Raw genomic sequence first — 23,389 nt, forward strand, 5'->3', positions numbered from 1 at the left:
AATGGCCGTCTTTAGGAGTGTGGTGATGCTTTATCGTCTTCGAATCTCTACCACGTTGTTTCTGATTTTGATCCTCTGCGGCTTTTTGCAGATTGGCAGTAACGGACTCTCTTTCTGGGCTTTTCGCGATGGGCAGAACAATATTGACCAGGTTGACCAGAGCAGCCAGCAGTTGAATGCCTTAACCGAGTCGCGTGCATCAATGCTGCAAGCCAGCAACATGCTCAACAAAGCGGGCACCTTGACGGCGCTAAGCTATCCGCCCAATGAGGTGCGCGGGATGATTGATGAGGTGAAGCAGGAACTCTCGCAGGCTGATGCGCTGTTTAAAGGCTTTCAGGCTTTACCGCTGATGAACGGGCGTGACGCCGAGTTGCAAAATCAGACGGCAAAGACCTTTGCCGCCTGGCATGAGATGCTGGCGCACCAGACTGCCTGGCTTGAGAACAATCAGCTGGCGGAATTTGTCGCCGCACCGGTACAGAAGACACAGGACCAGTTCGACAATGACTACGAGAACTGGCGCAAAAATATTGAGAACTATGTCGGCTCCGCGAAACAGGAAAGCCGGAGTGATTACTACCGCTCGACCCTGATGTTTATTGCCATGGTGGTGATTTCCGTGGTGATCATGGTGGGTGCGCTGTGGTGGGTGCGCCGGATGGTGGTGCAGCCGCTGGCGATTATCAGCAGCCATTTTGAGAGTATCGCAAAAGGCAACCTTGCGCGTCCTATTGCCGTATATGGCAAGAACGAAATCAGCGCCATCTTTGCCGGTCTGAAAGCGATGCAGAAATCCCTGCGTGAGACCGTGGGCCATGTGCGCCAGGGCAGCTACGCCATGCATACCGGCATTTCCGAAATTGCCGCCGGGAATAACGATCTCTCTGCCCGTACTGAACAGCAGGCGGCCTCGTTGGCTGAAACTGCCGCCAGCATGGAGCAGTTGACGGCCACCGTCAGCCAGAACGCCGAAAACGCCCGTCAGGCTTCTGACCTTGCCCACGGCGCTGCTGATACCGCTAAACGCGGCGGCGAACAGGCCAGCCATGTGGCGCAGACAATGCAGAATATCGCCACCAGTTCGAAGAAAATCAGCGACATTATCAGCGTTATCGACGGCATAGCCTTCCAGACAAACATTCTGGCGTTAAACGCAGCGGTGGAAGCCGCACGTGCTGGTGAACAAGGCCGTGGCTTTGCGGTCGTCGCCGGAGAAGTTCGCAACCTCGCCAGCCGTAGCGCCCAGGCTGCCAAAGAGATCAAGGTACTGATTGAAGAGTCTGTTTCCCGCGTCCAGCAAGGTTCAGCGCTGGTGGAAACCTCTGCCCACACCATGACGGAAATCGTCCAGTCGGTGACCCGAGTTAACGACATCATGGGCGAGATAGCCTCTGCGTCGGACGAACAGCGCCGCGGGATTGAGCAAGTGGCGCTGGCGGTCAGCCAGATGGATCAGGTCACGCAGCAAAACGCCGCGCTGGTGGAGCAGGGGGCGGCGGCAACGCAGCAACTGGCTGACCAGGCCGACAGCTTATCCACCGTCGTGTCCGTGTTTGAACTTGAAGAAGTCGTGAAGGCAGATAAGGAGCATGAAACTGTTCCGCTGTCCGCGATACCCGCAGTTTCCTGAATTGATGTGATGTAAGAAGGCGCTATGACTGTATCTCTGCCAAATGGGCAATCGCAATTACTGAGCCAGCTGACGCAGCGCCTGACGCTCACCGACGCGCAGTTTCGTCGGATATGTCAACTGATCTACCAGCGCGCCGGAATTGTGCTGGCCGATCATAAACGTGACATGGTTTACAACCGTCTGGTTCGGCGTTTACGGACGCTGAATCTGGATGACTTTGGACATTATCTCAGCCTGCTGGAAGCCAACGGTGACAGCGCGGAGTGGCAGGCGTTTATTAACTCGCTGACCACCAACCTGACCGCGTTCTTTCGCGAAGCGCATCACTTCCCGACGCTGGCGGAACATGCCGCGCGTCGGCAGGGGGAATACCGGGTGTGGAGTGCAGCAGCCTCAACGGGCGAGGAGCCATACTCCATCGCCATTACGCTGGCCGATACGCTGGGTACTGCACCGGGGCGCTGGAAAGTTGTCGCCAGTGATATCGACACCGAAGTGTTAGAAAAGGCGCAGAGCGGGATTTATCGACAAGAGGAGCTGAAAACGCTTTCCCAGCAGCAGCTTCAACGTTATTTCATGCGCGGTACCGGGCCGCATGATGGGCTGGTTCGCGTGCGCTCTGAGCTTGCCAACTACGTCGAGTTTAGCGCACTGAATTTACTCAGCGCCAAATATGCGATATCTGGCCCGTTCGATGCCATCTTCTGCCGTAACGTCATGATCTATTTTGATAAGGCGACTCAACAGGAGATCTTAAAACGCTTCGTACCGCTGCTAAAACCGGACGGTCTGCTGTTTGCCGGACATTCGGAAAACTTCAGCCATCTCGCCCGCGAATTCAGCCTGCGCGGACAAACGGTCTACGCGTTAAGTAAGGGAAGAGCATGAGTAAAATCAGGGTCTTGTCTGTTGATGATTCGGCGCTGATGCGGCAAATCATGACGGAAATTATTAACGAACATGACGATATGGAAATGGTCGCTACGGCGCCCGATCCGCTAGTCGCCCGCGATCTGATTAAAAAATACAACCCGGACGTGCTGACGCTGGACGTTGAAATGCCGCGGATGGATGGTCTGGATTTTCTGGAGAAGCTGATGCGATTGCGACCGATGCCGGTTGTCATGGTGTCATCGCTGACCGGAAAGGGGTCTGAGGTCACTTTGCGGGCGCTTGAGCTGGGCGCGGTGGATTTTGTCACCAAACCTCAGTTGGGCATTCGTGAAGGAATGCTGGCTTACAGCGAAACCATTGCTGAAAAAGTGCGTGCCGCTTCTCGGGCACGTATCTCTGCGCATAAATCGCAGCCGGTTCCCGCGACGTTGAAAGCTGTTCCGCTTCTGAGCTCCGAAAAGCTGATTGCGATTGGGGCATCCACCGGCGGTACGGAGGCCATTCGCCACGTATTACAGCCGTTGCCGCTCTCCAGCCCCGCGCTGCTGATTACCCAGCATATGCCGCCAGGATTCACCCGTTCTTTTGCGGAACGTCTTAATAAGCTGTGCCAGATAACGGTGAAAGAGGCGGAAGACGGCGAGCGCGTACTGCCTGGTCACGCCTACATTGCGCCGGGGGACAAGCATATGGAGCTGTCGCGTAGCGGGGCGAACTATCAAATTAAAATTCACGACGGGCCGCCGGTTAATCGCCATCGCCCGTCGGTTGATGTGCTGTTTCATTCGGTCGCGAAGTACGCGGGGCGCAATGCTGTGGGAGTCATCCTTACCGGCATGGGCAACGACGGTGCGGCCGGGATGCATGCGATGTACCAGGCCGGTGCCTGGACCATCGCGCAGAATGAAGCCAGTTGTGTGGTGTTCGGCATGCCGCGTGAGGCCATCAATACCGGTGGTGTCAGCGAAGTGGTCGATCTTAGCCAGGTAAGCCAGCAGATGCTGGCGAAAATCAGTGCCGGACAGGCAATACGTATTTGAATCAGGAGAATTATTTTATGGCGGATAAAGAGCTTAAGTTTTTGGTTGTGGATGACTTTTCCACCATGCGTCGCATTGTGCGCAACCTGCTTAAAGAACTGGGGTTTAACAACGTTGAAGAGGCCGAGGATGGCGTCGATGCGCTGAATAAGCTCAATTCTGGCGGGTTTGGTTTTGTTATCTCTGACTGGAATATGCCGAATATGGACGGTCTGGAACTGCTGAAAACCATCCGTGCCAGCGGGACGATGGCGGCGATGCCGGTGCTGATGGTCACGGCGGAAGCCAAAAAAGAGAACATCATCGCCGCTGCACAAGCTGGCGCCAGCGGTTATGTGGTGAAACCGTTCACTGCCGCAACCCTGGAAGAAAAGCTGAACAAAATCTTCGAGAAACTGGGCATGTAAGGTGACTATGATGATGCAATCTTTCATTAAGCCCGGCGAAGAACACTCCGCCGCGGACATTATCAGCCGCATTGGTAATCTGACCCGTATGTTGCGCGACAGCCTGCGCGAACTGGGGCTGGATCAGGCCATTGCGGAAGCGGCGGAGGCTATCCCTGACGCCCGCGATCGTCTGGACTACGTGGTGCAGATGACCGCACAGGCGGCAGAGCGTGCGCTCAACAGCGTTGAGGCCTCACAGCCACATCAGGACGAAATGGAAAAAGGGGCCAAAGCGCTTTCCACCCGCTGGGATGCCTGGTTTGAAAACCCGATTGAGCTTGCAGACGCCCGCGAACTGGTGAGCGACACCCGGCAATATCTAGGTGAAGTCCCTGGGCACACCAGCTTTACCAACGCTCAGTTGCTCGACATCATGATGGCGCAGGATTTCCAGGACCTCACGGGTCAGGTTATCAAGCGCATGATGGATGTGATTCAGGAGATTGAACGCCAGCTGCTGATGGTACTGCTGGAGAATATTCCTGAGCAGGGTGCGCGACAAAAACGTGAGAACGAAAGTCTTCTCAATGGCCCGCAGGTGGATACCTCAAAAGCAGGCGTGGTCGCAAGCCAGGATCAGGTTGACGATCTGCTGGACAGTTTAGGGTTTTAACCTCCTTTCCTTATTGCCAGGTGGCGATAGCGCGCAGGTAGGCTCTGGACACTATCGTTTAATCTGGCAACGTTAATCTCATCATTCTCACGGCGGCAATCCAGGCCGCCGTATTCACCTAACGGTTGAATTCATCTGTTTTCGTTCCGCTATTCTGCGCATTGGTCAATGTCTGCGCCGGGATAATACCTTGACCAAATCTGCGAGAGTGATGCCGTGGCAGAAGAAAGCGACGACGATAAAACAGAAGACCCCACACCCCAAAAACTCGAAAAAGCACGAGAGGAAGGGCAGATCCCGCGATCCCGCGAGCTAACGTCACTATTGATGTTGCTGGTGGGCGTTTGCGTGCTCTGGCTGGGGGGAGAATCGCTAGCCCGCCGGTTAGCCAATCTTTTATCGGGCGGTCTGCGCTTCGACCACAGTATTGTCAGCGACCCGAATTTGATACTCGGGCAAATTATCCTGCTGTTAAAAGAAGCCATGCTGGCGCTATTACCGCTGATTGTCGGCGTGATGACGGTGGCGCTGGTGGCGCCGGTCATGCTGGGTGGTCTGGTGTTCAGTGGGAAATCCATCGCCTTTAAGCTCGATAAACTCAACCCTTTGCCCGGAATCAAACGGATGTTCTCCGCGCAGACGGCGGCGGAGTTGGTCAAAGCCATTATGAAAGCGGTGCTGATGGGTAGCGTGGCGGGCTTTTTCATGTGGTTTCACTGGCCGCAAATGATGCGTCTGGTCAGCGAATCGCCGATGGCGGCAATGGGTAATGCGTTGAATATGGTTGGGCTGTGTGCCTTATTGGTGGTGCTCGGCATTATCCCGATGGTGGGATTTGACGTGTTCTGGCAAATCCACAGCCACCTGAAAAAACTGCGCATGTCGCGTCAGGATATCCGCGATGAATTTAAGCAGAGCGAAGGCGACCCGCACGTTAAAGGTCGTATTCGTCAGATGCAACGTGCCGCCGCGCGACAGCGCATGATGGCGGACGTGCCAAAAGCGGATGTCATCGTCAATAACCCTACCCACTATTCCGTGGCGTTGCAGTACGACGAAAACAAAATGAGTGCGCCTAAAGTGGTGGCGAAAGGCGCGGGGCTGGTGGCGCTGCGTATTCGTGAGATTGGTGAAGAGAACCGTATTCCCATGCTCGAAGCACCGCCACTGGCGCGTGCTCTGTACCGTCATGCCGATATCGGCCAGCAGATCCCCGGCGCGCTGTATGCCGCGGTAGCAGAAGTGCTGGCATGGGTGTGGCAGCTCAAACGCTGGAAACTGGCAGGCGGCGCACAGCCGAAAAAACCGGATAACTTACCGGTGCCTGAGGCACTGGATTTTTTGAACGAGAAGGACTCTGATGGCTAATCTAGTCGCAATGCTGCGTCTCCCCGACAACTTTAAATCCACCCAATGGCAGGTGCTTGCCGGGCCGGTGCTGATCCTGCTTATCTTGTCGATGATGGTGCTGCCGCTTCCGGCGTTCGTCCTCGACTTGCTATTCACCTTCAATATTGCGCTGTCGATTATGGTACTGCTGGTGGCGATGTTTACCCAGCGTACTCTGGAGTTTGCCGCTTTCCCGACCATCTTACTTTTCACCACATTATTGCGCCTGGCGCTAAACGTGGCCTCAACCCGTATTATCCTGATGGACGGTCATACTGGCGGGGCGGCAGCAGGTAAGGTGGTTGAAGCGTTTGGCCACTTCCTGGTCGGCGGTAACTTCGCCATCGGTATCGTGGTGTTTATCATCCTCGTTATCATCAACTTTATGGTTATCACCAAAGGTGCGGGACGAATTGCCGAAGTGGGGGCGCGTTTTGTCCTCGACGGGATGCCGGGTAAACAGATGGCGATTGATGCCGATCTTAATGCCGGGATTATTGGCGAAGAAGAGGCGAAAAAACGTCGCTCGGAAGTCACGCAGGAAGCCGACTTTTACGGTTCGATGGACGGTGCGAGTAAGTTTGTGCGCGGAGATGCTGTCGCGGGCATTCTGATTATGGTGATTAACGTCATCGGCGGTCTGTTGGTCGGCGTACTGCAACACGGTCTGGAACTGGGTAAGGCGGCGGAGTCATATACGCTGTTAACGATTGGTGACGGCCTGGTCGCCCAGATCCCAGCACTGGTCATCTCCACGGCAGCGGGCGTGATTGTGACCCGTGTGAGTACCGATCAGGATGTCGGCGAGCAGATGGTCGGCCAGTTGTTCAGCAATCCGCGCGTCATGTTACTGAGTGCCGGGGTACTGGGCTTGTTGGGCCTGGTGCCGGGCATGCCAAACCTGGTGTTCTTACTGTTTACCGCCGCCTTGCTGGCGCTGGCCTGGTGGATCCGTGGACGTGAAATGAAAGCCCCGGAGCCATCTCAGCCAACGAAAGCGGTGGAAACCACCACCCAGGCGGTTGAGGCAACGTGGAGCGATGTTCAGCTCGAAGATACGCTGGGGATGGAGGTGGGATATCGACTGATTCCGATGGTCGATTTCCAGCAGGATGGGGAACTGCTTGGCCGTATCCGCAGTATTCGTAAGAAATTTGCCCAAGAGATGGGGTTCCTACCGCCGGTGGTGCATATTCGCGACAATATGGACTTGCCGCCCGCGCGCTATCGCATCTTATTAAAAGGGGTCGAAATCGGCAGCGGTGAAGCCTATCCGGGCCGCTGGCTGGCGATAAACCCTGGCACGGCGGCGGGGACGCTGCCCGGTGAGATGACCACCGATCCAGCATTTGGTCTGGATGCTATCTGGATTGAAAATGCGCTCAAAGAGCAGGCGCAAATTCAGGGATTCACCGTGGTGGAAGCCAGTACCGTGGTGGCGACGCATCTTAACCATCTGATAAGCCAGCATTCGTCCGAACTGTTTGGTCGTCAGGAAGCACAGCAACTGTTGGATCGCGTGACCCAGGAGATGCCGAAGCTGACAGAAGATCTGGTGCCGGGCGTGGTAACGCTAACCACGCTGCATAAAGTGCTGCAAAATCTGCTGGATGAAAAAGTGCCGATTCGCGATATGCGAACCATCCTTGAAACCCTCGCCGAGCATGCGCCGATTCAAGCTGACCCGGGTGAACTGACCTCGGTAGTGCGCGTGGCGCTGGGACGGGCGATTACCCAACGCTGGTTCCCGGGCAATGATGAAGTGCAGGTGATTGGCCTTGATACGCCGCTGGAACGTCTGTTGCTGCAGGCATTACAGGGCGGCGGTGGTCTGGAGCCTGGGCTGGCCGATCGTCTGCTGGCCCAGTCGCAGGAAGCGTTGTCTCGCCAGGAGATGCTGGGCGCACCGCCGGTATTACTGGTCAATCATGCGCTGCGTCCACTGTTGTCACGTTTCTTGCGCCGCAGCCTGCCGCAACTGGTGGTGCTATCGAACCTGGAACTGTCTGACAACCGCAATATCCGCATGACGGCGACCATTGGAGGCAAATAATGCGTCACGTTCTGTGGTTACTGTTACTGCCTTTTATGGCGCAAGCGGCGGGTGAGGGGGCCTGGCAGGACAGTCGGATGGGAATCACCTTGAACCATCGTGGTGAGGCGGCGTCTTCACAGCCTCTGGCACCTTCACAGCCGGTGCAGGGTTCGACGACGCGGGTGTCCTGGAATATTCAGCTTAACGGTCCGAGCCCCGCTGGCTTGGTGACCCGACTGTGCTCGCTTTCCCGCTGTACTGAACTCGATGGGCTGAGTGGCAGCACTATGGCATTCAGTCAGGTTTCCGCCGCAGAACCCTTCCGCTTTATATGGGAAATCCCGGGTGGCGGCAGATTAATCCCTGCACTAAAGGTGCAAAGCATACAAATCATCGTGAATTACCGCTAGCTGACGTACATTTCACCAACTGCCATCAGATTCTGGTGGCAGCCTCGCATTTTTGACCCTCTCTTTTGAAAGTATAGAAACGTTGTTTTATAAATCAGTGACGCTTGTGCCACGACTCTTTGCATTTTTGCCAATCCCGAGCCCGTTTTGGCAGAAATAGGAAGGTATCCCTTTACGCATACTTCTACTGTAGCCGTGTCAGTGCTCCTTTTGGCTTAGCCTTTGTGTGCCGGGGGAGTTTCATAATAAAAGACACAGGATTGACGGCTAATGACTAGAACGCGAAAAATTGGATTGGCGAACTACTTCGCATACGGCTCGGGAGATTTCCTCGGTGCAGGGACAACCGCGCTGACCGCCGCATGGCTTCTCTACTTCTACACCACCTTTTGTGGCTTATCCCCCATTGAAGCAACCTTCATCTTTGCAACGGCCAGGGTTCTGGATGCGGTCGTCAGCCCGCTGATGGGATTCCTGACCGATAACTTTGGCTCCACCTGGTTTGGTAAACGTTTCGGTCGTCGTAAGTTCTTTATACTGCTTGGTATTCCTTGTGTGTTCAGCTATTCCTTCATGTGGATAGGGGACATGAGCTTCTGGTATTACCTGGTGACCTATCTGATTTTTGATGTGGTCTACACCATGATTCTGGTGCCGTACGAAACGCTGGTGCCGGAAATGACCGATGATTTTAAACAGAAAACCAAATTCTCCGGGGCGCGTATCGGCATGGCGCAGATGTCCGCCATTCTGGCCTCTTTCCTGCCGGGTATCTTGTTAAGCCACTTCGGTAAAGACAACGCGATTTCTTTCTTCTACGCAAGCCTGGTGTTCTCCGTACTGTGCGCGATCATGCTGACCTTCGTTTGGTTCTTCACCTGGGAGCGTCCACGTGAAGAGTGGACCGTTGCGGCGCTGAAGGCGGAAGAAGAGAAGAAACACCTGACTTTTAGTCAGAGCATGAGCCGTCTGTTCACGGAGCTGAGTTCTACGCTGCGGATTAAAATTTTCCGTCAGCACCTTGGCATGTATCTCGGCGGCTATATCGCCCAGGACGTGTTTAACGCCGTATTCACCTACTACGTGGTGTTTGTCCTGATGCAGGAAGCCTCTATGGCATCCAACCTGCTTGGTACGATGGCAATCTTCCAGTTCATCGCCGTGATCGCCATGATCCCGCTGTGTATCCGCTTCGGACCGGCACCGTCTTATCGCATGGTTGTGGTGCTGTTTGGTCTGGGCTCATTCTCCTATGCCGCACTGTATTACGCAGGGATGAGCGACATATACGCTCTGCTGTTGCTGATCTCTGCTATCGCCGGTCTGGGGCGTGGTGGTATCAACTATGTTCCATGGAACACCTATACCTATATTGCTGATGTGGATGAGGTCATTACCGGGCAGCGTCGTGAAGGGATCTTTGCCGGGATTATGACCCTGACCCGTAAAGCGTCTCAGGCAGGTGCGGTGATGCTGGTGGGGATCATCATGCAGATGTCCGGGTTTGTTTCTGGCCAGAAAATCCAGCCGCCGGAAGTGAGCCATACCATCCTGATGGTCCTCAGCATGGGCACCATTGCGGTGCTGATCTGCGGCTTCCTGGTTTCCCTGCGCTTTAAGCTCGACCTCAAAACCCACGGCGTACTGCGCGAAGAGACTGCCAAAATGCGCGAGTCTGGTCATGCAGTTCCTGAAATGGTGACACCGCAGGCACGTGCGACCGTCGAAATGCTGGCGGGGATGCCGTATGAATCCCTGTGGGGCAATAACAATATTGGTTATCTGAATCGTAATAAACCTGCTGCACCTTCTTTGAAGCAGGCTGCAACATTGAATTCGACTTACAACAGAGGTTAAAGATATGAAAGTTTGGCCCGTCAAACATAGCCCATTACTGCGTCAACCGGAGTATTTTATCTCCCGGGAAGAGCTGAAATCATTGATTCAGACCGTGACGAACAATCTGGTGAATATCAAGGATGAGACAGGCCAATTTCTGCTGCGTCTCGACGATGGCCGAGTGATTGACACTAAAGGTTGGGCTGGTTGGGAATGGACGCACGGCGTCGGTCTGTACGGTATTCATCAGTATTATCAGCAGACCGGCGATGTCGCGATGCGCGATATCATCGACAACTGGTTTGCTGACCGGTTTGCTGAAGGTGCTACCACCAAAAACGTCAATACCATGGCACCGTTCCTGACGCTGGCCTATCGCTATGAAGAGACGGGCAATCCCGCTTACCTGCCGTGGCTTGATTCATGGGCGGAATGGGCAATGAACGAGATGCCGCGGACCAACCATGGTGGGATGCAGCACATCACGCTGGCGGAAGAGAATCATCAACAGATGTGGGATGACACGTTGATGATGACCGTTTTACCGCTGGCGAAAATCGGTAAGCTGCTAAATCGCCCGGAGTATGTTGAAGAGGCGGTGTATCAGTTCCTGCTGCATGTGCAGAATCTGATGGATAGGGAAACCGGTCTGTGGTTCCACGGCTGGAATTACGACGGCAATCACAATTTCGCGAATGCCCGCTGGGCGCGCGGTAATAGCTGGCTGACGATCGTCATTCCTGACTTCCTCGAGCTTGTGGATTTGCCTGAAAACAATGCGGTGCGTCGTTATCTGGTGCAGGTATTGAATGCGCAAATCGCTGCGCTGGCAAAATGTCAGGATGAGAGTGGCCTGTGGCATACGCTGCTCGACGATCCGGACTCCTATCTGGAGGCATCCGCGACCGCCGGTTTTGCTTACGGTATTCTAAAAGCCGTTCGTAAACGTTATGTCGGGCCGGAGTATGCAGACGTGGCTGAGAAAGCCATTAAAGGCATCGTCAAACATGTCTCTCCACAAGGGGAACTGCTGCAAACTTCCTTTGGTACCGGTATGGGATCAAACCTTGATTTCTATCGTGAAATTCCACTGACCTCCATGCCGTATGGTCAGGCCATGGCCATTCTTTGTCTGACGGAATATTTGCGTAAGTTCTTCTAAGTCTGTCTTTATGGAAAACCCGGCTACGTGGGGAGCCGGGTTTTTTATTGCTTATTACATCAATAAAATTTTAATTTTTTACTTTTGGTTATAAAAAAATTTTAACTGGATCGCATAACGACTTATTACTAATAGCCGCAGTAACAATAGTGATTTGGTTCACATTTTGAGCGAGCCCATAAGAATATAAAAACAGTGTTTCAAAATTATAAAACACGAGGTTTATTTTTATGGCAAGAAATGCGGCTTCAGTCCCTAACGGGCTGCAGGGAAGACCTGTCAATCTGCGCCATCAACTGGCATATGGAGGGGGAAACCTCTTGGGAAGCGGCGCGCTGGCAATCAGCGGAGCATGGCTGCTTTACTTCTATACCACATTTTGCGGGCTCACACTGATTGAGGCTGCTTTTATTTTCTCCGTTGCCAGCGTCATTGACGCTATCAGTAACCCGCTGATGGGTTACCTCACCGATAACTTTGGTAAAACCCGCCTCGGCAAACGCTTTGGTCGTCGCCGTTTCTTCTTGCTTATCGGCATTCCGCTGATGATGTTCTATCCCATGCTGTGGGTTGAAGGGCTGAGTTTCTGGTACTACCTGTGTACCTATGTGGTATTTGAAATTATCTATACCTCGGTGATGGTACCCTACGAAACGCTGGCGACCGAGATGACCGATGATTTCGCGCTGCGTTCCAAATTGACCGGCTATAAAGCCATTTTCGGTAAGCTCGCTAACTTCCTCGCCGCCTTTATTCCTGGGCAATTTATTTTGCTGTACGGTAAGGAATCGGCCACGCCATTCTTCCTGACCGGGCTGACTTACGGCGCGATCCTTATCTGCGCGGTTGCCTGTCTTTGGTACAACAGCTGGGAGCGCCCACGGGAAGAAGAGCCTGAAGTGCAGGTTAAAAAGGGATTGCTGAACACGCTCGTTTCGCTGGCGAAAGATATGCGGTCGACCTTCTATCTGCGCGTCTTCCGTAAGCATCTTGGTATGTATCTGTGTGGCTTTGGTGCGGAATGGTTGTTTGCGTCCATCTTCACCTACTTCGTGATTTTTGTTTTGCAGCACGATCCGGCGATGGTGGCTGGATTAAACAGCCTGAACTCTATTTTGCAGCTAATCTCCACGGCGCTGTTCATCGGTTTCTGCGTGAAAAAAGGCTTTAGTAAACCGTACATCATGGCGTTAAGCGTGGTTGTTTTTGCGGTGCTGCTTTACACCTCGCTGTGGTTCTTCCATCTGCCAGCGCATCTGGCGACCATTTTGATGTTCGGGATTACGGTACTGTTCGGCCTGGGTACGGGCGGCGTTTACTATATTCCCTGGACGGTTTACACCTTCCTTGCTGACGTCGATGAAATCTATACCGGCCGCCGTCGCGAAGGAATCTATGCGGGTGCCATGACCTTCTCCGGGAAAATCCTGCGTTCGATTATTGTCTTTGTGATGGGAGCAGTGCTGAGCTATTACGGCTTCCAGTCCAAGGCGCACGTTCAGCCGGAGAGTGCAGTTAACGCTATTGCGGTGGTGTTCTGTGCCGGTGTTGCACTGCTGGCGCTGGCAGCAATGGTCTTTAGTAAGCAAATGAAGCTCGATCGCGAAACTCACCAGATTGTATTGCAGGAAGTGGCGCGCATTAAAGCGGGCGGCAAGCTGGAAGATATCACCCCGGAAGTGCGTGTGGTGGTGGAAGACCTGGTGGGTCACCGTTATGAAGAGTGCTGGGGCAATAGCCCGCTGTTTAAAACCGCAGAAACACCGATTGTTGTCGAGGCGGTCTCCGCCGGGCGCTAAACGCCCGACGTTTCACGACTCACCCCTGGGAGGGCAGCTGCGGCTGGCCTTCTTCGGGGGCAAACAGATGGTCAAGAATCTTACGCATTACCGGTGCGGCGACCACGCCGTCACTTCCCCCGTTTTCAAGTACCAAAGCAACCGCGACCTTCGGGTTTTTATACGGCGCAAAAGCGGTATAAAAAATATGGTCACGCAGTCGGGTAGGGATCATTTTCGCGTTATAAGTCTGGTTCTCTTTCAGGCTGAAGACCTGCGAGGTACCACTTTTTGCCGCAATGCCATAAGCGGCGGTGTGGAAAAACTTATAGCCGGTGCCGTTAGAGGCGTTAGCCATTCCAAACATCGCCTGGCGAACCAGACCCCAGTAAGGTGATGCCGCATCAGCAATTTGCGTCTCATGTTCCGGTTCGCGGTATGGGATCACCGTCTTGCCAGACTCTTCATCTTTTAACAGGTGAGGAGCGATAACTCGACCGTTGTTGATCAACGCAACCATGGCTTTGACCATCTGGATCGGTGTGGCAATCCAGTAACCCTGACCGATACCGACGGAAATCGTGTCGCCCTGATACCAGCCTTTCTTATGCACCCGCTGTTTCCAGTCACGACTGGGGAGCAGGCCGTTGTACTCTTCGTCGAGGTCAATACCGGTCGGTTTACCGTAACCAAACTGACTCAGCATGTCATGGATACGGTCGATACCCATCATAAAGGCCACCTGATAGAAGAAGGTATCGGCGGATTCTTCAATCGCTTTGGTGACGTTGAGCATACCGTGACCGGTTTTCTTCCAGTCGCGATAGTGGCGCTGGGTGCCGGGCAGCGTCCAGGTTGGTGCGCCAAAGAAGCTGGTCTGCGGGGTGATGACACCATCCAGTAGCGCTGACATCGCCATATACGGTTTCACCGTAGAAGCGGGTGGATAAAGGCCTTGGGTCACGCGGTTAATCAGCGGCAGATCTTTATCCTGCAACAAGGTGTTGTAGTCCTGGTAGCTGATGCCTTTCACAAACGGATTGGGGTCATAACTGGGATTTGACACCATCGCCAGCACGGAGCCGTCGTGGGGATCTTCAACCAGTACCGCCGCGCGCTGCCCCACGAGCTGGCTTTCAATGTACTCCTGCAGATGCAGATCCAGCGTCAGATGAATATCCTTTCCGGCAACCGGCGGGACATCTTTGAGCAGGCGAACGATGCGACCATGGTTATCAACTTCCACTTCCTGATAGCCAGTTTTACCGTGCAGCTCATTTTCGTAGTAGCGCTCAATACCTTGTTTCCCAATGTTGTGGTCGGCAGCATAGTTCTCAGATAATCCCTTTTTATCCAGAGCTTTGAGATCGCTATCGTTGATTTTGGAGACATAGCCGAGAACATGTGCCAGTTCTGCACCGTAGGGATATTCACGATCCTCGTAGCTATCGATGGTCACACCATTAAAGTGGAACTGATCTACCGAGAAACGGGCAATTTCCACATCGGTGAGGGCATTTTTCAGTACCACAGGACGGTATCGGCTGCTGGATTTCAGCGCTTTATGGAACTGCTCAATATCATCAGGCGTGAGGTCAACAAGCGGCGTGAGCTGGCGCAGCAGCGCATCCATATCGCTGATTTTATAGGGGGTGATCGTAATATCGTACCAGGTGACATTTTTGACCAGCGGGATGCCGTTACGATCATAGATGATACCGCGCGTCGGGGCGACTGGCAGCATTTTGATGTCGTTGGCGTCTGAACGCGTGGTGTAGTAGCTATGCTCATCAATCTGCAAACGGTAGAGGTTGAAAATCAGTATGCTAAAGCAGATGACAACCAGGCCGAAGGCGACCAGCACGCGGCGAATGAAGAGTTTCCTCTCCGCTTCATAATCTCTAAAAGTCATTAAGGCACCCAGTGTTTAAGCCGCCTAATCATACGGAGCGGTCACGGGCATGACAGACAAAAAATGTACCATCCCTTAGGGAAATGTGTCATTCCTTGTGATTTGTAACAAATTGCGGCGGGTTTACCCGGGGGCGGCGTTACACGCCTTGCCCGGGCTACAATTTGGTGCCGGCATTACGCACCTCGCGCGCGCAACAATTTTGTGCCGGGATAAATTTTTTGTGTGGGCTACCATTGTAGCCCGGCCAAGCGAAGCGCCGCCGGGAATAACTGCATGCCAAAAAAAAGCCCGCGACACAACGCGGGCTCTCACATCCAGAGGGGGAGTTACATCCGTTCTACAGTTTCGATACCCAGCGTATCCAGACCCAGTTTCAGCGTTTTCGCCGTCAGCAGCGCCAGCTTCAGGCGGCTGTTACGCACGGCTTCGCTTTCGGCGGACAGAATAGGGCAGTGCTCGTAGAAGCCTGAGAACAGACCCGCTAAATCGTACAGGTAAGAGCACATCACGTGCGGCGTACCTTCGCGAGCCACCACGTTCAGAGTTTCTTCAAACTGCAGCAGGCGCGCGGCCAACTGGGCTTCACGATCTTCGGTAATGGTGACGGCGGCATTGATGATGGCGCTTTCTTCCAGCTCCGCTTTACGGAATACGGACAGCACGCGGGTATAGGCATATTGCATATACGGCGCGGTATTGCCCTCGAAGGCCAGCATGTTGTCCCAGTCAAACACGTAATCAGTGGTACGGTTTTTTGACAGGTCTGCGTATTTCACCGCACCGATACCGACGACGTTTGCCAGTTTTTCCAGCTCGTCTGCGGCCATGTCTGGGTTCTTCTCGGATACCAGACGACGTGCACGTTCCAGCGCTTCATCCAGCAGATCAGCCAGTTTCACGGTACCGCCCGCGCGGGTTTTGAATGGCTTGCCGTCTTTACCCAGCATCATGCCGAACATATGGTGTTCCAGCGGCACAGAGTCTGGCACGTAGCCTGCTTTACGCACGATGGTCCATGCCTGCATCAGGTGCTGGTGCTGACGTGAGTCGATGTAGTACAGCACGCGGTCGGCATGCAGGGTTTCATAACGATATTTTGCGCAGGCGATATCGGTGGTGGTGTACAGGTAGCCGCCATCCTTTTTCTGGACGATGACACCCATAGGCTCACCTTCTTTATTCTTATATTCATCAAGGAATACAACGGTCGCGCCTTCGCTTTCAACGGCCAGGCCTTTGGCTTTCAGATCGGCGACGATTCCCGGCAGCATTGGGTTATACAGGCTTTCACCCATCACGTCGTCACGGGTCAGAGTCACGTTCAGACGATCATAGGCCAGCTGGTTTTGCGTCATGGTGATGTCGACCAGTTGACGCCACATTTTGCGGAAGTACTCGTCACCACCCTGCAGTTTCACCACGTAGCTACGCGCGCGTTCAGCGAAAGCTTCATCTTCATCGTAATGTTTTTTCGCATCACGATAGAAACCTTCAAGATCGGCCAGCGCCATTTCACCCGCGTTATCCTGCTGCTGTTTTTCCAGCCAGGCAATCAGCATACCGAACTGCGTTCCCCAGTCACCGACGTGGTTTGCACGGATGACTTTATGGCCCATCAGTTCCAGCGTACGTACCGCCGCATCACCGATAATGGTCGAGCGCAGGTGACCAACGTGCATTTCTTTGGCCACGTTTGGCGCAGAGTAATCTACCACAACCGTCTGCGGTTCAGGCTGTGCGATACCCAGACGGTCGCTTGAAAGCGCCTGAGAAACGTGTTCTGCCAGGAACGCGGGTTCAAGGAAAATGTTGATAAAGCCAGGGCCGGCGATTTCGACTTTTTTGGCAATGCCGTTCAGATCAAGATGAGACAGGACCTGCTCTGCCAGTTGTCGTGGTGCCATGCCCAGTTTCTTAGCAACAGCCATCATGCCATTGGCCTGATAGTCGCCGAACTGGACTTTTGCTGATTGACGAACCTGCGGTTCGCAATCGGCAGGTGCACCTGCCGCAATCATGGCCTGACTGACTTTTTCTGAGAGAAGAGCCTGAATATTCACCGGAATACCTTACGTTTTAGACGCACTCACCTGTGTGGTTGTGCGCCGGGTGTGGATAAATTAAGGCGGGAGTATACTGCATTTGCCGGATGCCGTCAGCATCAGGCCCGCGTCTACACGGGCGAAAAACGTTGCCTGAGCAGGGATTAATCGCCGAACTACGTGATTGTTGGTTCATTGCCAACAACAAGGTAGATTAGCCTCTTCATGTAATAAGAGTAGGGCTGAAATGGCAAACTGGCAGACAATTGACGAACTGCAGGATATTTCCGCAGATCTCCCGCGTTTTACCGACGCATTAACGGCGCTTGCAGAGCGCCTCGGGCTGTATATCGCTGTGCTCAATGCCGACCATATTTCCCTGCGTTGCCATCAGAACACCACCGCTGAGCGCTGGCGTCGCGGGTTTGAACAGTGTGGCACGCTGCTGTCGGAAAATATCATCAATGGTCGTCCCATCTGTTTGTTCAAACTCACGGAGCCCCTATGCGTGGCGCATTGGCAGTTCACGGTTATTGAACTGCCGTGGCCGGGTGAGAAACGTTATCCGCATGAGGGTTGGGAACATATTGAAATCGTCCTGCCTGGTGCGCCGGAAACACTCAATGCCCGTGCGCTGGCATTGCTGTCTGATGACGGATTGAGTCAACCGGGTATTTCGGTAAAAACCAGCTCACCAAAAGGTGAACGCGAGCGATTACCGAATCCCACGATGGCGGTGACAGACGGCAAAATCACGGTGAAATTTCACCCGTGGACGATTGAAGAAATCGTGGCTAGCGAGCAGGTCGTGTAACAATGTGAAGTCACGCCGAGTCTGCATTGAGGAACGGTGGCATGATTTGTCGCTGGATTGAAACGGAGAGAAACATGGCATTGCTTGAAGTCTGCTGTTACAGCACGGAGTGCGCGGTTATCGCGCAGCAGAATGGGGCCGACCGTATTGAACTGTGCGCCGCGCCGCTAGAGGGAGGGCTTACGCCATCGTATGGCGTGCTCAGAGCAACGCGTCAGCGGGTATCCATTCCCGTTCATCCGATTATCCGCCCGCGCGGTGGTGATTTTTGTTATACCGACGGCGAGTTTGCCGCCATGCTGGAAGACGTTCGTCAGGTGCGCTCGTTGGGTTACCCTGGATTGGTCATCGGGGTGCTAAATCCTGAGGGGCAAATAGACATGTCGCGGATGCGGCAAGTCATGGTGGCGGCCGGGCCGCTGGCGGTGACTTTTCATCGTGCCTTTGATATGTGCGTCGACCCAGTTCAAGCCATTGAACAACTTGCAGAATTAGGCGTAGCAAGGGTGCTGACATCTGGTCAGCAGCCGACGGCTGAAAAAGGTATTTTATTAATTCGGGAACTTATTGAACGAGGCAATAGTCCAATCATTATGGCGGGTGCAGGGGTCAGGGCGAGCAATCTTTCCCTCTTCCTTCAAGCCGACGTCAAAGAAGTTCACAGCTCAGCCGGGCAATGGGTGCCCTCCGAAATGCGTTATCGCAACCCCGGACTTTCAATGTCAACGGATCCTGACGCTGATGAGTATTCGCGTTATGCGGTTGACGGTGCGGCAGTAGCCGCCATGAAAGAAATTATTGAGTGCCATGTGTAGCTAAAAGTTTTTTACCGCGTGTCATATTCGCCCAATATGATGCTTGCTTGTACCAGGCCCCTGCCCATTAAACAGGGGCCTTTTTTTATCCGTCATATTTCAATCTGCCACTGCGTTGGCTTTCCTCGCTCACCCCAATCACGTGCTTATGTACGCTCCTGAGGGCCCCCGGCGGCGCTGCGCTTGGCCGGGCTACATTCGAGCACATTTGTAGCCCGGCCAAGCGTAGCGCCGCCGGGAACGGCACAACCGTTACGGTTTACGCGCTACGAGCACAGCGCGCAGCGGAGCCGGATAACCTTCAATCGTTTTACTCGGATCGTTCGGGTCGAGGAAGTCAGCCAGCGACTCGGTGACCATCCACTCGGTACGGCGCTGTTCTTCGGTCGAGGTGACGTTCATATCCACGATGCGTACATCGACAAAACCGCACTTCTCCAGCCAGTTTTTCAGCGCAGGTGCTGATGGAATAAAGTAGACGTTACGCATCTGCGCATAGCGATCGCCTGGCACCAGAACGGTGTTTTCATCCCCTTCGACAACCAGCGTTTCCAGCACCAGCTCGCCGTCATTGACCAACTGATCTTTCAACTGCCAGATATGCTCCAGCGGGGAACGACGGTGATAGAGCACGCCCATGGAAAAGACGGTATCAAAAGCCTTCAGCGCAGGAAGTTGCTCAATACCCAACGGCAGCAGGTGCGCACGCTGATCGTTGCCCAGCAACTTACGAACCGCTTCAAACTGGCACAAGAACAGCTGGGTAGGATCGATGCCCACCGCCAGATGCGCCCCTGCGCCAATCATCCGCCACATGTGGTAGCCGCTGCCACAGCCGACATCCAGAATGGTACGTCCGGTCAAATCGGAAAGGTGTGGCAGAACGCGATCCCATTTCCAGTCGGAACGCCATTCGGTGTCAATATCTACGCCATACAGCGAGAATGGCCCCTTGCGCCAGGGCATCAGGTGACGCAGTAAAGTATCAATACGTTTGATCTGACCTTCGCTGAGCGGCGTTTCGTTTTCGGCGGTAACGCTGTGTAACAGATCCAACTTCCACGGCTGAATTTCCGGCAAAAACTCCACCGCATTCGACCACTGCTTAAACAGGCCGTGCTGATCGCGCTGCCAGGTGGCAATTTGCGCCGGGAGCGTTTCCAGCCAGTGAGAAAGCGGGCTTTTGGCGATTTGCTGATAAAAATTACCGAACTCGATCATGCGGCCGTACCTTCCTTGAGTGCCACCAGAGAACCAAAATTAAAACACTGAAACCACAGTTCGCTGTGTTCAAAACCGGCCTCATGGAGGCGGGCTTTATGCACTTCTACCGAATCGGTCAGCATCACGTTTTCCAGCATGCTGCGCTTCTGGCTAATTTCCAGTTCGCTATAGCCGTTAGCACGCTTGAAGTCGTGGTGCATGTTAAACAGCAACTCACCGACGGTAGAATCTTCAAAACTGAACTTCTCCGACAGCACCAGCGCGCCGCCTGGGTTCAATCCTTTGTAGATTTTATTCAGCAATGCCTGACGTTCTGCGGGCTCAAGAAACTGCACCGTAAAATTCAGCACCACCATGGAGGCGTTTTCGATCTCAATTTCACGAATATCCCCTTCAATCACGTCGACCGGCGTTGGCGCTTTATAAGCATCCAGATGACGGCGGCAACGCTCGATCATCGCGGGAGAATTATCCACGGCGATAATACGGCAATCATTGTGGGCAATATTACGGCGAATAGAGAGCGTGGCTGCGCCAAGCGAGCAGCCCAGGTCATAAACCTGTGTCCCTGGTTGAACAAAGCGTTCAGCCAGCATGCCAATCATGGAGATAATATTGGAGTAGCCCGGTACGGAACGTTGGATCATATCCGGGAAGACTTCAGCTACCCGTTCGTCGAAAGTCCAGTCGCCGAGGCGGGCAATCGGTGCAGAAAAAAGCGTGTCGCGGTCAGACATAAGGTGAAATCCGGAAAAATAAAAACGGCGTATTGTGCGCTAACGTAGCGAGAAAACCAACTCCCACGGCACATACCACAGATTGGCTAGCACCATTAGCAACAATGAAATGTAGGTTGCACTCATGCCCGAACGCCGCCAGCGGAACAGGCGATGATGGAAACCGTAGTAGTGCATCAAGCGTCCCGCAATCAGTAGCAACCCGCAGATATGGACCATCCAGGTTCCGGCACCGTTCATTTCCATAAACAGCAACAGAATGACGCCAATAGGAATGTATTCCACCGCATTACCATGAATACGGATGGCGCTTTGCAATTCACTGAACCCTCCGTCGCCGTAGGCAACGCGGTATGACATACGCAGACGAACGACATCGAAGGAAAACTTTATCAGCAACAATGCCGCAAGGACGGCATACAGCGCGCTAACCATACAAACTCCCTTTCTGTTGGCAGATGGCATCCATCATCATAGGTATGAATGTCAGAAAAGAGAAGATTGTTGTGGAATTGAGGGGGCTGAACCAAGCTCGGGAAGGGCAATGTGTAGCGACTGCCACAGGAAATGCACCAGTTCCGGCGCGTGGGCAATATCCGGGGTGTGTAAAAACAGGTAGGGGGTGGTGGTTTTTTGCCATTCGGGCAGTTTTTCAAGCCATGGGGCGAACATGGCCTGATTTTGCGCCATGTTATCGCTGCCGATAAAGCGCACCATCGGTTGACTGGCGGTGACAATCGCATGGACCGGAACTTTGGGTTTTTTACGCTGCGCCTCAATGACCGCCTCGTTATGCGGGATAGCCGCATGAACCGGACGACTGTCTAAAATCACGCGGTTGACGCCGCGCTGGTGCAGCCCGCGATTAAGTTCGCGCTCTTGCTCACCCTTGGCAAAAAAAAGCGGGTGACGCACTTCAACTCCGTAATGGAATGCCTTCGGTAAGCTATCAAGGAATGACCATAATACCGGAAGATCGGCGGGGCCAAAGGCTGCGGGGAGCTGAAGCCAGTACTGACCGATACGCGCCTCAAGCGGCGACATCCGCTGGAAAAACTCCAGCGTGAGCGCTTCGCACTGACGCAGCGCTGCGTGATGCGAAATGGTGGCCGGAAATTTAAAACAGAAGCGGAAGTTGTCGTCGGTTTGCGCGAGCCAGCGGGAGACAATTTCTGCTTTTGGCAGTGCATATAGCGTCGTGTTGCCCTCCACACAATTAACATGTCGGGTAAGCGGGGTTAACTTACTGATTTTAATTGTCCTCTACTGCTTGCCTGTGGTCTGTGGGGCATTAATGGGGCAAAATCGGCTAGCTTCTGGTTTAGCATTGCAATCTGCTCTGCGCTACTGTCTGCCATCCACGCACCGTATACGTTGAAAACCATTTGGGCGCTTGCATGCCCCATCTGATTGGCAATAAAGCTCGGGTTTGCACCAGCAGATAAAGACCAACATGCATATGTGTGTCGTGACTGGTACGCCTTCCTGTGCCTTATTCCAGCGCGCTTCAATGCTGCATCCCATGAGTCGCCAACCGAATCAACCTTGTAGACAAATCCGACCTGCTCACTTCGCCTGACCACCTGAGGGTTAAAGACGAACGTGCACTGGTGCTGAACCGACCGGTTATATTCACGTAATTGCACGGCGATGTGATGTTGCTTGCCCAGCCTTGTCATTTCAGCCTGATTTTTCAGGATACTGATTGCTGGCTGGATAAGATGCACCACTCGATTTGTACTTGCCTCGGTTTTCGGTAGAGTGAACTCACCAAGTTTCGTATAATTACGCCTGATGGTAATTGTTCCCGCCTTCAGGTCTATATCTTCCCATGCCAGGGAGACCAGTTCCCCGTGACGCATTCCTGTGTACACCGCTAATGACCACAGGTTTTTCGTCTGTTGATGCCGGCATGCATCGATCAGGCGAATAAATTCGTCGCGAGTTAACGGATCGGGTTCTGCCCTGGCTTTTTTAAGAGGCTTAATGCCATCAAAAGGGTTTGTTTCCAGATAACCGTGATCAGCTGCAAACTGAAACATCCCTGCTATTGTCGTCATGTAATAGTTCACAGTAACAACGCTTCGCCCTTTTGCTGGCCTTTTACCGTTAGCGGAGCTCTGATAACCGGTCAGCAAATCTTTCCTGATGTACAGTAATTCCTCTTTGGTTATTGCTGAAACCAGCCGGTTTCCACCAATTAACGGCACTACATTTCGCGCTACCGACTCATACCGATTGAATGCGTTGGCGCATATTTCCATCCTTTTCAGATCCAGCCACTTCGCTTCAAGTTCTTTCACTGTAATTTCCTTTTTACCCAAACCAAAAAACTTCAGGTTCGGTGAATCAGGAAACCTCTCCGCATAATCAAAAACACCCATCTTTATTGAAAAACAGACCGAGGCGCGCAACTCCCCGGCGATCTTCCTGTTCTTGATGGTGTCAGGGACACCGAGGTTTTCCCTGACACGCTTACCTTTAAAACTGAACCAGATGCGCAACGAGCCACCGTGGTTTTCGACGCCTGTCGGATATGTGACTTTATCCATTGCTTCCTCCAGACGCCCAAGAGCGATGTGAGCTTACCTTTTTCA

Annotated in this window: 19 protein-coding genes and 1 pseudogene; 13 read left to right on the forward strand and 7 right to left on the reverse strand. The window is 53.4% G+C overall.

All coding sequences use genetic code 11. The annotated features are described in order from the left end of the window. Window positions 1–25: 25 nt before the first annotated feature. The 11 genes from U0026_RS09600 (at window position 26) to U0026_RS09650 (ending at window position 13,266) form a co-directional block, all read left to right on the forward strand. Window positions 26–1,633, forward strand: a complete 1,608-nt coding sequence (locus tag U0026_RS09600; protein ID WP_062778501.1) for a methyl-accepting chemotaxis protein — start codon at window positions 26–28, stop codon at window positions 1,631–1,633. Between the two features lie 24 nt (window positions 1,634–1,657). After that, on the forward strand, window positions 1,658–2,524 hold the full coding sequence (gene cheR, locus U0026_RS09605) for a protein-glutamate O-methyltransferase CheR (protein WP_062778498.1): 867 nt from the start codon (window positions 1,658–1,660) through the stop codon (window positions 2,522–2,524). Further along, window positions 2,521–3,570: a protein-glutamate methylesterase/protein-glutamine glutaminase gene (locus tag U0026_RS09610; protein WP_062778496.1), complete on the forward strand. Its 1,050-nt coding sequence runs from the start codon at window positions 2,521–2,523 to the stop codon at window positions 3,568–3,570. Before cheR ends, U0026_RS09610 begins: the two co-directional genes overlap by 4 nt. 17 nt (window positions 3,571–3,587) lie before the next feature. Next, window positions 3,588–3,977: a chemotaxis response regulator CheY gene (cheY, locus tag U0026_RS09615; RefSeq protein ID WP_062778495.1), complete on the forward strand. Its 390-nt coding sequence runs from the start codon at window positions 3,588–3,590 to the stop codon at window positions 3,975–3,977. Window positions 3,978–3,987: 10 nt separating this feature from the next. Beyond that, window positions 3,988–4,632 carry a protein phosphatase CheZ gene (gene cheZ / locus U0026_RS09620; protein ID WP_062778493.1) on the forward strand — a complete coding sequence of 215 codons (645 nt, stop codon included), beginning with the start codon at window positions 3,988–3,990 and terminating at the stop codon, window positions 4,630–4,632. A 216-nt stretch (window positions 4,633–4,848) separates the two neighbouring features. Continuing rightward, the gene (gene flhB, locus U0026_RS09625) at window positions 4,849–6,000 is read left to right on the forward strand and encodes a flagellar biosynthesis protein FlhB (protein WP_062778491.1); all 1,152 of its coding nucleotides are present in this window, start codon (window positions 4,849–4,851) and stop codon (window positions 5,998–6,000) included. Further along, window positions 5,993–8,074 carry a flagellar biosynthesis protein FlhA gene (flhA, locus tag U0026_RS09630; RefSeq protein ID WP_062778490.1) on the forward strand — a complete coding sequence of 694 codons (2,082 nt, stop codon included), beginning with the start codon at window positions 5,993–5,995 and terminating at the stop codon, window positions 8,072–8,074. Before flhB ends, flhA begins: the two co-directional genes overlap by 8 nt. Beyond that, complete coding sequence (gene flhE, locus U0026_RS09635) at window positions 8,074–8,466, forward strand: flagellar protein FlhE (protein WP_062778488.1); 393 nt, start codon at window positions 8,074–8,076, stop codon at window positions 8,464–8,466. Before flhA ends, flhE begins: the two co-directional genes overlap by 1 nt. Before the next feature lie 270 nt (window positions 8,467–8,736). After that, window positions 8,737–10,323 carry an MFS transporter gene (locus tag U0026_RS09640; RefSeq protein WP_062778486.1) on the forward strand — a complete coding sequence of 529 codons (1,587 nt, stop codon included), beginning with the start codon at window positions 8,737–8,739 and terminating at the stop codon, window positions 10,321–10,323. A 4-nt stretch (window positions 10,324–10,327) separates the two neighbouring features. Next, window positions 10,328–11,467 (forward strand): beta-galactosidase BglB, encoded by a 1,140-nt coding sequence (bglB, locus tag U0026_RS09645; protein ID WP_062778484.1) that lies wholly within the window; start codon window positions 10,328–10,330, stop codon window positions 11,465–11,467. A 230-nt stretch (window positions 11,468–11,697) separates the two neighbouring features. Next, window positions 11,698–13,266 carry an MFS transporter gene (locus U0026_RS09650; RefSeq protein ID WP_062778482.1) on the forward strand — a complete coding sequence of 523 codons (1,569 nt, stop codon included), beginning with the start codon at window positions 11,698–11,700 and terminating at the stop codon, window positions 13,264–13,266. A 19-nt stretch (window positions 13,267–13,285) separates the two neighbouring features. On the opposite strand, the gene mrdA is transcribed toward U0026_RS09650, so the two are convergent. Continuing rightward, entirely contained in the window at window positions 13,286–15,157 is a 1,872-nt protein-coding gene (gene mrdA, locus U0026_RS09655; RefSeq protein ID WP_062778480.1) for a penicillin-binding protein 2, read from the reverse strand. Window positions 15,158–15,486: 329 nt separating this feature from the next. After that, window positions 15,487–17,220: an arginine--tRNA ligase gene (gene argS / locus U0026_RS09660; RefSeq protein ID WP_062778478.1), complete on the reverse strand. Its 1,734-nt coding sequence runs from the start codon at window positions 17,218–17,220 to the stop codon at window positions 15,487–15,489. Between the two features lie 229 nt (window positions 17,221–17,449). On the opposite strand from argS, the gene U0026_RS09665 reads away from it, so the two are divergent. Then, window positions 17,450–18,016 (forward strand): VOC family protein, encoded by a 567-nt coding sequence (locus U0026_RS09665; protein ID WP_062778476.1) that lies wholly within the window; start codon window positions 17,450–17,452, stop codon window positions 18,014–18,016. 74 nt (window positions 18,017–18,090) lie between these two features. Then, window positions 18,091–18,831, forward strand: coding sequence for a copper homeostasis protein CutC (gene cutC / locus U0026_RS09670; RefSeq protein WP_062778565.1), 741 nt, complete (start codon window positions 18,091–18,093; stop codon window positions 18,829–18,831). 252 nt (window positions 18,832–19,083) lie between these two features. On the opposite strand, the gene cmoB is transcribed toward cutC, so the two are convergent. The 5 genes and pseudogenes from cmoB to U0026_RS09695 form a co-directional block, all read right to left on the reverse strand. Next, window positions 19,084–20,052 carry a tRNA 5-methoxyuridine(34)/uridine 5-oxyacetic acid(34) synthase CmoB gene (cmoB, locus tag U0026_RS09675; RefSeq protein WP_062778474.1) on the reverse strand — a complete coding sequence of 323 codons (969 nt, stop codon included), beginning with the start codon at window positions 20,050–20,052 and terminating at the stop codon, window positions 19,084–19,086. After that, complete coding sequence (gene cmoA, locus U0026_RS09680) at window positions 20,049–20,792, reverse strand: carboxy-S-adenosyl-L-methionine synthase CmoA (protein WP_062778472.1); 744 nt, start codon at window positions 20,790–20,792, stop codon at window positions 20,049–20,051. The genes cmoB and cmoA overlap by 4 nt, the downstream gene beginning before the upstream one ends. A 39-nt stretch (window positions 20,793–20,831) precedes the next feature. Further along, window positions 20,832–21,227, reverse strand: a complete 396-nt coding sequence (locus U0026_RS09685) for an MAPEG family protein (protein WP_062778470.1) — start codon at window positions 21,225–21,227, stop codon at window positions 20,832–20,834. A gap of 51 nt (window positions 21,228–21,278) precedes the next feature. Further along, window positions 21,279–22,019: pseudogene (locus U0026_RS09690) on the reverse strand (DUF72 domain-containing protein); the annotation flags it as partial. Window positions 22,020–22,030: 11 nt separating this feature from the next. Further along, window positions 22,031–23,344: a tyrosine-type recombinase/integrase gene (locus U0026_RS09695; protein ID WP_062779699.1), complete on the reverse strand. Its 1,314-nt coding sequence runs from the start codon at window positions 23,342–23,344 to the stop codon at window positions 22,031–22,033. Window positions 23,345–23,389: the final 45 nt, after the last annotated feature.

The sequence above is a fragment of the Kluyvera intermedia genome (assembly GCF_034424175.1).
Lineage (GTDB): Bacteria > Pseudomonadota > Gammaproteobacteria > Enterobacterales > Enterobacteriaceae > Kluyvera > Kluyvera intermedia.

Excerpts from the sequence above, each read along its gene's own strand:
- U0026_RS09650 (WP_062778482.1), top strand. The coding sequence starts at position 11,698 with ATGGCAAGAAATGCGGCTTCAGTCCCTAACGGGCTGCAGGGAAGACCT.
- mrdA (WP_062778480.1), bottom strand. The coding sequence starts at position 15,157 with ATGACTTTTAGAGATTATGAAGCGGAGAGGAAACTCTTCATTCGCCGC.
- cheR (WP_062778498.1), top strand. The coding sequence starts at position 1,658 with ATGACTGTATCTCTGCCAAATGGGCAATCGCAATTACTGAGCCAGCTG.
- cheY (WP_062778495.1), top strand. The coding sequence starts at position 3,588 with ATGGCGGATAAAGAGCTTAAGTTTTTGGTTGTGGATGACTTTTCCACC.
- flhE (WP_062778488.1), top strand. The coding sequence starts at position 8,074 with ATGCGTCACGTTCTGTGGTTACTGTTACTGCCTTTTATGGCGCAAGCG.
- U0026_RS09640 (WP_062778486.1), top strand. The coding sequence starts at position 8,737 with ATGACTAGAACGCGAAAAATTGGATTGGCGAACTACTTCGCATACGGC.
- cmoA (WP_062778472.1), bottom strand. The coding sequence starts at position 20,792 with ATGTCTGACCGCGACACGCTTTTTTCTGCACCGATTGCCCGCCTCGGC.
- U0026_RS09695 (WP_062779699.1), bottom strand. The coding sequence starts at position 23,344 with ATGGATAAAGTCACATATCCGACAGGCGTCGAAAACCACGGTGGCTCG.
- flhA (WP_062778490.1), top strand. The coding sequence starts at position 5,993 with ATGGCTAATCTAGTCGCAATGCTGCGTCTCCCCGACAACTTTAAATCC.
- cutC (WP_062778565.1), top strand. The coding sequence starts at position 18,091 with ATGGCATTGCTTGAAGTCTGCTGTTACAGCACGGAGTGCGCGGTTATC.
- cheZ (WP_062778493.1), top strand. The coding sequence starts at position 3,988 with ATGATGCAATCTTTCATTAAGCCCGGCGAAGAACACTCCGCCGCGGAC.
- U0026_RS09600 (WP_062778501.1), top strand. The coding sequence starts at position 26 with ATGCTTTATCGTCTTCGAATCTCTACCACGTTGTTTCTGATTTTGATC.
- U0026_RS09665 (WP_062778476.1), top strand. The coding sequence starts at position 17,450 with ATGGCAAACTGGCAGACAATTGACGAACTGCAGGATATTTCCGCAGAT.
- bglB (WP_062778484.1), top strand. The coding sequence starts at position 10,328 with ATGAAAGTTTGGCCCGTCAAACATAGCCCATTACTGCGTCAACCGGAG.
- U0026_RS09610 (WP_062778496.1), top strand. The coding sequence starts at position 2,521 with ATGAGTAAAATCAGGGTCTTGTCTGTTGATGATTCGGCGCTGATGCGG.
- cmoB (WP_062778474.1), bottom strand. The coding sequence starts at position 20,052 with ATGATCGAGTTCGGTAATTTTTATCAGCAAATCGCCAAAAGCCCGCTT.
- U0026_RS09685 (WP_062778470.1), bottom strand. The coding sequence starts at position 21,227 with ATGGTTAGCGCGCTGTATGCCGTCCTTGCGGCATTGTTGCTGATAAAG.